This is a genomic window from Pseudomonas sp. Rh2 (genome assembly GCF_040762985.1).
Taxonomy (GTDB): Bacteria; Pseudomonadota; Gammaproteobacteria; order Pseudomonadales; family Pseudomonadaceae; genus Aquipseudomonas; species Aquipseudomonas taiwanensis.
This window is the reverse complement of record NZ_CP142890.1, coordinates 3711380-3720903: the sequence shown is the minus strand read 5'-3', so window position 1 is coordinate 3720903 and position 9524 is coordinate 3711380. Positions and strand designations below refer to the sequence as shown.

Here is a 9524-nt window from a genome sequence, read left to right as displayed (position 1 = left end):
CCAAACAACCCCAGTCGATCAGTCGGCTGGGGTTTTTTATTGCCCTCGATAGGGCCTCAAGAGTCCCGGCCAAGCGCCGGGATTTTTGTTCCCGCAAGAAACGCAACTGCAGCCAGGGCAGGCCCTAACGGGACAGCCTGGACACTGCTAGCCGGTAGTGTGGTGTACGGAAAAACACCGGCAGCCCGCGCACCCTGACCTCACATGCTTTCAGGGTGGCGCGTGACCGGATCGGCGAGACTGGTGCATTGGGGTGCCAGCGCTGGAATGGTCTTCGGCGGACAGGTGGGGAGAGACCCACACAACGCGGGTAGCGCAGGACGCTCAGTCACATGCTGACAATCAGGGTTCGATTCCCTGTGCCCGCCCCAATTCGATTCGTTATGTGCTGCTCCGCACCTTTGCCCGGTCCCTCAATAGGGCCTTCCCGCCGGGCCTTTTTTACTAGGAACCACTCATGGCCGAACCAGCAAGCACGACTGCCGGCGTCCTGCTGGTGAAGTACGGCGTGATCATTGGCGGCTTCGCAGGAGCGATCCTCTCGCTGACCTTCCTGCGCGGTCTCACCCGCGGCCAGGCGGTCGCCGCCTTCTTCACCGGCTTCGCATCGGCAGTCTTCTGCACCCCGCTCGCCATAAGCTACTTCAGCCTTGGCACAAGCGGAGAAACCCAATACGGCGTGGCCTTTCTGATAGGCCTTCTGGCAATGAACATCATCCCGGTGCTGAAGTCGCTCGTGGGGTCGTTCGGAGCCAAAGGAGCTACCTGATGAGCTCGACCCTGATTTCAGTCCTGATCGGCGCCAATGCCTTCCTGAGCGTGCTGGTGGTGATCGCTGCGTGCGACTACCTGCGGCGGATCAAGCCGATGGATGCGCCACTGCTGGCCGTCGCGTTCTACCTGGTGGCCATCGGCGCATTCGGTGCCTTCGTCCTAGCCATGAACGGCCACGTGCCCACCCTGTACGGCGTGATCCTCAAGCTGGGGATCGTCTCGTATGCAGTCGCCAGGCGCGGCCATGCGTTTCAGCCGGAGTAGTGCGCCACAAATTCGAGATACGCCGTTTCGTGGCGCGTCATCTCAGAAAACAGAAGCTGTCTACAGAGTGGCTTGATCGGGTGGCATTGGCTTCAGGTTAGATCCCAGGCAGCGCTTTAAGGGCGTCAATTGCAAAAGCCCCTATTACCCCTGAGCCGATAAGCGTTAAAAATGCTTTCGCAATCCAGGATGACTTGTCTTCAAGCGTTTGAAAGGTCCACGCAAGGTTAGCAATGGCTAGCGTTATCGCGGAAGCGACAACAAAGCACCCACTAATCCCTTGGCCAACCGGGGACAAGAATCCAGTCGCGTTGTAGAAGGTCGGTAGGCCTAAAAGCATGGCTATGCAGATGCCCATGTTTCTCAAGCTGTCAAAGCTAGTCTTTGTGTCAGCTGGAGTGCCAAAAAACCTTTGGATCAGTGGCTTTTTCTTATCCGCCTGCACCTCACTAACCGCACTAGAAGAAAGGGCGTCAGAGCTTGCCGCAGGGGACGCCGAGCTGAGTTCTTTATTTTCGTCAATGGGTTCTATTGCAGTCATTCTTGATCCTCTATGAAATTGTTTAAAAGGGGTACGCGTGCCATTTCTACTTCGGCCACCTTAGTGGTGAACTGAGTAGGCTCGCACAAATGAAGGCCAATGGCCATCACATTGATTCTGGTACTTACTGATGACACCGAAGCAGCCTGACTGGGAGGCGATCGAACGAGCCTTCCGGGCCGGCGCGCTTTCCATCCGCACCATTGCAGATCGCCATGGGGTGAGTGACACCGCAATCCGGAAGAAAGCCAAGGCCTTAGGGTGGGAGCGGGACCTTTCTGAGCAGGTCCGAAAAGAGGTTCGCAATAAGCTGGTTCGCGGTGAGGTTCGCGAAGACCAATGTGCGAACCCTGAGCGTGACGCCGAGATCATCGATGAGGCGGCAGAAGAGGGCGCGACGGTTGTTCGCAGCCACCGCCGCGACATTCGCAAAGCCACGAACCTTGCGAACCTGCTGATGGATGATCTGCTGACCACCATCCAGAAGCGCGAAGAGATCGAAGACGAGATTGAGCGTGAGACAGCTGGTGACGAGAGCGGTTTCCGCCGGGCTTCCATGCTCTCCGCTGTGGCCTTGCCCAGCAACGCCAAGACCCTTTTCCAGCTGTCCTCGGCCATGAAGAACCTGCAGGTGCTTGAGCGCACTGCATTCGGCCTGGATGACAAGGAGCAGTCGAAAGACGCCGATGAACTGTCGCAGCTGATGGATGAACTCTCGAAGGATGCCTGACCATGAAGCCCGAGCACATGAAACTGCTCCGGGACCGTTTTTGGCGGCTGAACAACCTGTACTTCATCACGGACAAGCAGGGCAAGAAGTTCCGCTTCCGCATGACGCAGGAGCAGATCGACTACTTCCAGGGGATGCACACCCGCAACATCATCCTCAAGGCCCGGCAGCTGGGCTTCACGACGCTGGTCTGCATCGTCCAGCTGGATGCCGCACTGTTTGAGGCCGCCAAGTGCGCCCTGATCGCCCATACCCTGAACGACGCCAAGCGTTTGTTCCGGGAGAAGGTGAAGTACGCCTACGATCACCTGCCCAAGGAGATCAAGGCGGCCAACCCGGCGCGCAACGATGCGGCGGGCGAGCTGGTGTTCAGCAAAGGGGGGTCGCTGTATGTGTCCACCTCCTTCCGGGGCGGCACGCTGCGCTACCTGCACGTTTCCGAGTTCGGGAAGATCTGCGCTAAGTTCCCGCACAAGGCGCGGGAGATCGTGACCGGTGCGTTCGAGGCCGTGGCAGCCGAGTGCTTCGTCACCATCGAATCGACGGCGGAAGGACGGGCCGGGTACTTCTTCGACTACAGCCAGTCTGCCGAGAAGCAGCAGCTGGCCGGCGTTCCCCTGGGCCTGCTGGACTGGAAATTCTTCTTCTTCAGCTGGTGGCGCAACCCGCTGTACTGGCTGGACCCGACCGATGTAGTCATCCCGGACCGGCTGGCCAAGTATTTCGATGACTTGGCCGCCAAGCACGGGATCGTCACCAACCCAGGCCAGCGCGCCTGGTACGCCGCCAAGGAAAAGACCCTCGGCGACGACATGAAGCGGGAGTACCCGTCGATCCCTGCCGAGGCATTCCAGCAGACGATCGAGGGCGCCTACTACGCCAAGCAGTTCACCAAGCTCTACGCCGCCCAGCGCATCGGCAAGCTGCCAGATAACAGCCACCTGCCGGTGCACACCTTCTGGGACATCGGCGTGGGCGACTCCACGGCCATCTGGTTCGTCCGGATCGTCGGCGAGGAGTACCACGTTGTCGACTTCTACCAGAACAGCGGGGAAGGCCTGCGGCACTACATGAAGGTGCTGAAGGATCGCGGATATGAGTATGGCGAGCACTGGGGGCCGCACGACATCGACAACCGGGAATTTGGTAGCGACGGCAAGACTCGGCGCGAACTCGCACGAGAGGGCTACGAGGTCGACGGACAGCGCTATTCGCTGACGTTCCAGGTGGTACCAAAGCTCGGAGTGGACGAAGGCATCGAGCAGGCCCGGGAAATCCTCCCGAACTGCGCCTTCGACGAAGCCAAATGCGAGGAGGGCATCACCGCGCTGGAGAGCTACCGCAAGGAGTGGGACGACAAGCGCGGCTGCTGGAAAGACAAACCGCTGCATGACTGGTCATCCCACCCGGCTGACGCCTTCCGCTACTTCGCTGTGGCGAAGACCAAGCGCTCCGTGGTCAAGCACGTACCCATCACGTTCACTTTCTGAGGCCACCCATGCCGAATTTCATTCCCCGGGCAGAGTACTCGGAGGCCTTGCCCGGCTGGCAGCTGGTCAAGCGCTGCGTGGCCGGCGCCCGCGAGGTGCGAAAGCACGACGAATACCTACCGATGCCGGACCCGGAGAACAAGTCTCCGGAGAACCTGGCGCGGTACAAGCAGTACAAGAAGCGGGCGATGTTCCTGAACATTACCGGGCGCACGCGTACCGGCCTGCTTGGCGCGGTGTTCCGCAAGACCGCCGAGCTGAAACTACCCGCCGGCGTGGAGTACCTGAAGGAGAACGCCAGCGGCGACGGCACAAGCCTGGAGCAGCTTTCCAAGCGATCCGTGGGCGAGTGCTTGGACACGGGCCGTGGCGGCTTCCTGGTGGACTTCCCGGCGGTAGATGGCGTGTCCTCCATGGCCGACATGCAGGGCCGGCGTGCACTGATCCACCACTACGGCGCGACCTCGATCATCGACTGGGAAGAGCAGGTCATTGATGGCGTGCTGCGCCTGGTCTACGTCTGTCTGCTGGAGTGCGTGTCCGAGTTCAGCCAGGAGAACCTCGATCGCATCAAGGAAGAGCAGTACCGGGTGCTGCTGCTGGTAGATGGAAAGTACGTCCAGCGCCTCTACAGCAAGGACGGCAAGACCTACACCGAGACCCAGCCGCTCGACAAGAATGGCCAGCCGTTCGATCACATCCTGTTCAGCTTCTACGGGGCCGAGGACAACGACGCCAGCATCGACAAGTCTCCGCTTGAAGACCTGGCCGATGTGAACATCCTGCACTATGGCAACAGCGCCACGGTGGAGGAGAGCGGCTTCATCAGCAGCCAGCCGACGCTGTTCATCACCACCGACATCAACGCGGACGACTTCGCCAAGCTGAATCCCAACGGTATCCACATCGGCTCTACCCGCGGGTTCAACCTCGGCAAGTCCGGTGACGCAAAGCTTGTCCAGGCGACCGAGAGTCAGCTGGCCCGTACGCTGCTCAAGGACAAGGAAGAGCAGATGCTGATGATCGGCGCCCGCATCGTCCAGAAAGCGGGCGGAGCCGAGACAGCAGAAGCCGTTCGCATCCGCTACAGCTCAGACAACAGCGTGCTGGGCACCATCGCCGGCAACGTGTCCGAGGCCCTGAAACGGGCCGTCCTCGACGCAGAGCGCTTCATGATGGGCGAGCCAGATGAGGACGCCACGGTCTTCTGGCTCAACCAGTCGTTCTTCGACGAGACGATGACTGCGCAGGACATCCTGGCCCAGGTCCAGCTCTGGCAGCAGGGCATCATCGCGAAGTCCGACCTGCGCACCAACCTGCGCCAGGGCGGCGTGCTTGAGGCCGACCGCACCGACGAGTTGATCGACGATGAACTGGCCGAGCAGCCGCCGGTGACCGGCAACGACACCGGAGGCGGTGAGGATGAGCAGTGACGGCTACCTTTCCGATGCAGCGACTCGCCACCAGGTGCACGTGCAGCGCTACGCGGGGGGAAGCCTCAAGCGCCTGGCCAAGTTCATCACCAAGGCCATAAGTACCGCCAAATCGCGCGTATCAGAGGGATTGAGCCGTTACGGCACCCAACGGTACGAGAAGCAGATTCAGGAGCTACAGGGCGAGCTGGCGGGCGTATACGGGGAGATGAAGCAGCAGGCTGTGCTCGATCTGACTGAGTTCGCCGGGTACGAGGCCAAGTTCAACATGACCCTGCTGGGCAAGGTCGTGAAGGCGGTCGTGCAGTTGAACAAGCCCAGCATCGAGCAGGTGGCCGCCGCCGCACTGGCCGATCCGCTCGACCTGGAGGTCGGTAAGGGCCGGCAGCGCATCAGCATCGCCGGCGCGCTTGACCAGTACAGCACCAAGAAAAGCGCCGAGATCATCAGCGAGATTCGCGTGGGCTCGGCACTGGGCGAGACAACTGGCCAGATCACCCGCCGGCTCACATCGCTCGGTGTGCAGCAGCGTGACCAGGCCGGCACACTGGTGCGGACTATGACCAACCACATCGCCACTTCGGCGAGGTCTCAAGTCATGGCCGACAACGATGACATCCTGAAGGGTAAGCGCCGGGTTGCCACGCTGGACGGCAGGACCACGCCGCTCTGTCGAGCGCTGGATGGCACTGTGGTGCCCATGACGGCGCCATCGCCGCCATTCCACTGGAACTGCCGGACCACCGAGATACCAGTGCTCAAGGACGAGTTTGCCCGAGAGATCCCCGGCTCGACTCGCCCAGCGGTAGGCCCGGATGGAGCTGAGCAGGTCAGCAGCAAGACCACCTACGGCGAATGGCTCGCCCGGCAGCCGGTGGCATTCCAGAGGGACGTGCTCGGCCCTGCGCGTTATGAGCTGTTCAGTAAGGGTGAGCTCACGATCGACCGTTTTGTCGATGACAACGGTAAGACCTTGACCCTCAAACAGCTGCGCGAGCGTGAGCCCATGGCATTTACGAAATCAGAAAAGTGAGAGCCTGGCTTGCAAAGAGTTGATTTTTATTGAATTGCCTACTTCAGCTTGAAACCATAGAGCCCTCATTCAAGAGGGCGGCACGATGACGTTCAGGACTTTTCCATTACAAACCAACGCTCAACGAAGCTACATTCTGCTGACCGATGTGTTCGACTGGTTAGAACCTGAGATCATCGGTGGCAAGAACCGGAAGTTTCCTGCCAAACAGCTGGCAACGGTCTTCTATGGTAGCCAAGATCCAATTCAGGATGAGGTTGCGGGGGACAAGAAGATATTCCGGAAACGTAGCACCTTTGTGGTGACCAAATTTTTGAACGATCACGCTTTGGTGGCTGGGTCGATTATTAAAATGGAGCGACTTGCTCCGTACACCTACCGGTTCACGGCAGGCTGAAGAAAACCAATTACTAAACCCGCTTCGGCGGGTTTTTTTATGCCCGCAGGCAGGGCCTGCTTAACGTCTCTGGGAGACAGCAATGACCTTGAAATTTCAACTGGACAGCCTCGAAGGCGTCGAAGAATCGGTAGCAGCCCTGTACGTCGAGAAGGACGGCAAGTTCGTCCTTGGCATCGATGGGCTGCCGCAGCAGGAGGACGTCACCGGCCTGAAGGCCAAGGTGGAGGAGCTCCTGGGCGAGAAGAAGGCCGCCGAGAAAGCCCGCCGCGAGGCCGAAGAAAAGGCGCGCGCTGAGGCCGAGGAGGCCGCCCGCAAGTCGGGCAACGTCGAGGAACTCGAAAAGTCCTGCGTCCGAGAAGTACAACCGCCGCGAAGCTGAGCTGACCGGCACCCTCGAAAGCGAGCGCGCCACCCTGCAAGGCCAGATCCGGGATCTGACCGTAGGCCGCACCGCCACCGAGATCGCGACTGCTCTGGCCGTGCCAGGCAGCGCCAAGGCATTGCTTCCCCACATCGAACGCCGGCTGAGCGTCGAGCAGCGCGACGGTAAACCAACCGTTGTCGTGCTGGACGCAGCCGGCAAGCTCTCGGCGGCAACGCTGGATGAGCTGAAGGCAGAATTCACCAACGATCCGGCCTTCGGCCCTCTGATCGCTGGTAGCAAGGCATCTGGCGGCGGGGCCGGGGGTGCTGGAAAGGGCGGCGGGGCCGCAAAAGGCAATTTCGGCGGTAACAAAGCGGAACGCACGGCGGCAATCGCCAGCCGGTTCCCAGACCTCCCTCAATCGTAAGGAAAAACACCTATGTCCCTGTCGCAAATGCAGGTTTTCAACGAGTACATCATGCCGGCGACCATCGAGACGCTGGATCAGATGCTCGTTGCGTTCAACGCCGCCAGTCGCGGCGCCATCGTGCTGTCCCCGGACGGCTTCACCGGCGACTTCCTCCAAGAGTCGTTCTTCCAGACCCTGGCCGCCGCCCAGCGCCGGGTTGATCGCTACGCAGCCAACGGCGCCGCTCCGATCACCGACCTGACCGAGCTGAAAAACACCTCGGTGAAGGTGGCTGGCGGCTTCGGCCCTGTTCGCTACGAGCCGTCGCAGATGACCTGGCTGGAGCGCCCGACTGCACAGGGCGTTGAGGTGGCATCCCGGGCGTTCGCTGAGATCCTGCTGAAGGACCAGCTGAACACCGCAATCGCCGCGTTGGTTGCAGCGATCACTGCCCAGGCCGCAGCCGTCAATGATGTCTCGGCAACCGCCGGCATCACTCAGGTCGGTCTGAACAACGCCCACGCCAAGTTCGGTGACGCCAGCCAGAACCTGGTAACCCAGGTGATGCAGGGCACCACCTACCACAAGCTGATCGGCCAGGCCCTGACCAACTCCGAGCAGCTGTTCCAGGCCGGCAACGTCCGCGTAGTCGATATCCTGGGCAAGGTCTCGGTGGTCACCGATGCCCCGGCGCTGATGCAGGCCGGCACCCCGAACAAGGAAATCATCCTGTCCCTGGTGCAGGGCGCCGCACTGGTGCACGACGGCCGCAACATGGTCAGCAACGTGTCGACCACCAACGGCAGGGAGCGCATCGAAACCACCTTGCAGGTGGACTACGACTTCGGCCTGGGCCTCAAGGGCTACACCTGGGATCAAACCAACGGCGGCAAATCCCCGACCGATGCCGAGATCGCCACCGGCACCAACTGGGACAAGACCGCCACCAGCATCAAGCACACCGCTGGTGTTGCTCTGATCGGTGATGCTTCCAAGTAAACCCTGATGGCGGGCTGGGCCTAAGGCCTGGCCTGCTGAGGATATGCGCATGAGCAGAAACAACATCTGGTATCTGGCTGGGCCGTTCCACCAGTATCAGGAGAACGTCAAGGAGCTAGCCCGGGAACATGGACTGGTCATTGTCGACGCCAACGTTGCGGAGGGTCGCAAAGGCGCTGCCAAGGAAGTTCCTGAGGTATCCATCCGCCCTGAGCTGCAGGCCCTGGCGGTGGTCGTCGAGGCTGGGGGGCTGAGCCAGGAAGTTGTCGATCGCTTGACCGCTGAGCTCGGCTCCATCGGCGTGATCGTCGAATCGTTCGCGGTCCAGAGCTTGGAGCGCCCTTCGGGTGACCTGGGCGAAACAGCGTCGCGCCTGTTCGAGGTGCTGGAGGCGGTGAATGCCGGCGTTTCCAGCCTCAAGCGTGAGCGCGACGGCGAAGTGGAGAAGGTCGTACGCCTGGAGCAAGAGAAAGCAGACCTGCTGAAGCAGAATGCCGAACTGCTCAAACAAATCGAATCCCTCAAGCCAGCAAACGCTGACCCAGAGGTCGAAGCGCTCAAGGCCAAGCTCGACGCCGCGAACGTCTCCTACCGCTCCAATGCCTCGAAAGAAGCTCTGCAGAAGCAGGTCGCTGACCTCGACAAGCAGTAATCCCGGGGCTGCGGCCCCAATCATTCAAGCGGAGGCCGGATGGCTACCTACATCACCGTGGCCGACGTGGATAGCATCCTCGGGGCTGCCTGGGCTCCCGACGCCGACAAGGAAGAAGCGGTATTCGAGGCGAACGCCTACCTGACCGCGCTCAACCTGGTTGGGATCGACATGGATGACATCCCCGACGACGTGAAGGAGGCTGGCGCCAGGCTGGCCAAGTGCGCATCCCAGGGCAAGCTGTACGAACAGCAGACCGAGGGATCGCTTGAGGCCAAAACGGTCAAGGCTGGCTCGGTATCCACCAGCAAGACCTTCGGCTCGATCGACAAGACGAGTACGGCCGCACAGCCGGCGTGTGTGCAGCTGGCTCTGGCCCTGCTCACGCCATGGCGCAGCAATCCATTCGCCTTCCGCGTGTCGAGGGGGTAGGGC

General features: G+C 60.9%; 11 protein-coding genes and 1 pseudogene. 11 read left to right on the top strand and 1 reads right to left on the bottom strand.

Annotation, left to right across the window (positions count from 1 at the left end; genetic code table 11):
• Positions 1–457: 457 nt before the first annotated feature.
• Both VXM67_RS16885 and VXM67_RS16880 read left to right on the top strand, forming a co-directional pair.
• Positions 458–769, top strand: a complete 312-nt coding sequence (locus tag VXM67_RS16885) for a hypothetical protein (RefSeq protein WP_054572369.1) — start codon at positions 458–460, stop codon at positions 767–769.
• Positions 769–1038, top strand: coding sequence for a hypothetical protein (locus VXM67_RS16880; RefSeq protein WP_367237201.1), 270 nt, complete (start codon positions 769–771; stop codon positions 1036–1038). Before VXM67_RS16885 ends, VXM67_RS16880 begins: the two co-directional genes overlap by 1 nt.
• Before the next feature lie 97 nt (positions 1039–1135).
• Here the strand turns inward: VXM67_RS16880 and VXM67_RS16875 are convergent, their stop codons facing one another.
• Positions 1136–1579 carry a hypothetical protein gene (locus tag VXM67_RS16875; protein ID WP_367237200.1) on the bottom strand — a complete coding sequence of 148 codons (444 nt, stop codon included), beginning with the start codon at positions 1577–1579 and terminating at the stop codon, positions 1136–1138.
• Between the two features lie 130 nt (positions 1580–1709).
• Between VXM67_RS16875 and VXM67_RS16870 the strand changes: the two genes are divergently transcribed.
• The 9 genes and pseudogenes from VXM67_RS16870 to VXM67_RS16830 all read left to right on the top strand — a co-directional run bounded on the left by VXM67_RS16870 (position 1710) and on the right by VXM67_RS16830 (position 9521).
• Positions 1710–2309 carry a hypothetical protein gene (locus tag VXM67_RS16870; protein ID WP_367237199.1) on the top strand — a complete coding sequence of 200 codons (600 nt, stop codon included), beginning with the start codon at positions 1710–1712 and terminating at the stop codon, positions 2307–2309.
• A 2-nt stretch (positions 2310–2311) separates the two neighbouring features.
• Complete coding sequence (locus VXM67_RS16865; RefSeq protein ID WP_367237198.1) at positions 2312–3799, top strand: terminase; 1488 nt, start codon at positions 2312–2314, stop codon at positions 3797–3799.
• Between the two features lie 8 nt (positions 3800–3807).
• Positions 3808–5232: a DUF4055 domain-containing protein gene (locus tag VXM67_RS16860; protein WP_367237197.1), complete on the top strand. Its 1425-nt coding sequence runs from the start codon at positions 3808–3810 to the stop codon at positions 5230–5232.
• Positions 5222–6265: a minor capsid protein gene (locus VXM67_RS16855; RefSeq protein WP_367237196.1), complete on the top strand. Its 1044-nt coding sequence runs from the start codon at positions 5222–5224 to the stop codon at positions 6263–6265. Before VXM67_RS16860 ends, VXM67_RS16855 begins: the two co-directional genes overlap by 11 nt.
• 85 nt (positions 6266–6350) lie before the next feature.
• On the top strand, positions 6351–6662 hold the full coding sequence (locus VXM67_RS16850) for a hypothetical protein (protein WP_367237195.1): 312 nt from the start codon (positions 6351–6353) through the stop codon (positions 6660–6662).
• A gap of 82 nt (positions 6663–6744) precedes the next feature.
• Positions 6745–7456, top strand: a pseudogene (locus tag VXM67_RS16845) (hypothetical protein).
• Between the two features lie 12 nt (positions 7457–7468).
• Positions 7469–8437, top strand: a complete 969-nt coding sequence (locus VXM67_RS16840; protein WP_367237194.1) for a major capsid protein — start codon at positions 7469–7471, stop codon at positions 8435–8437.
• 49 nt (positions 8438–8486) lie between these two features.
• Positions 8487–9089, top strand: a complete 603-nt coding sequence (locus VXM67_RS16835; RefSeq protein WP_367237193.1) for a hypothetical protein — start codon at positions 8487–8489, stop codon at positions 9087–9089.
• A 39-nt stretch (positions 9090–9128) separates the two neighbouring features.
• Positions 9129–9521 (top strand): protein singed, encoded by a 393-nt coding sequence (locus tag VXM67_RS16830; RefSeq protein WP_367237192.1) that lies wholly within the window; start codon positions 9129–9131, stop codon positions 9519–9521.
• Positions 9522–9524: the final 3 nt, after the last annotated feature.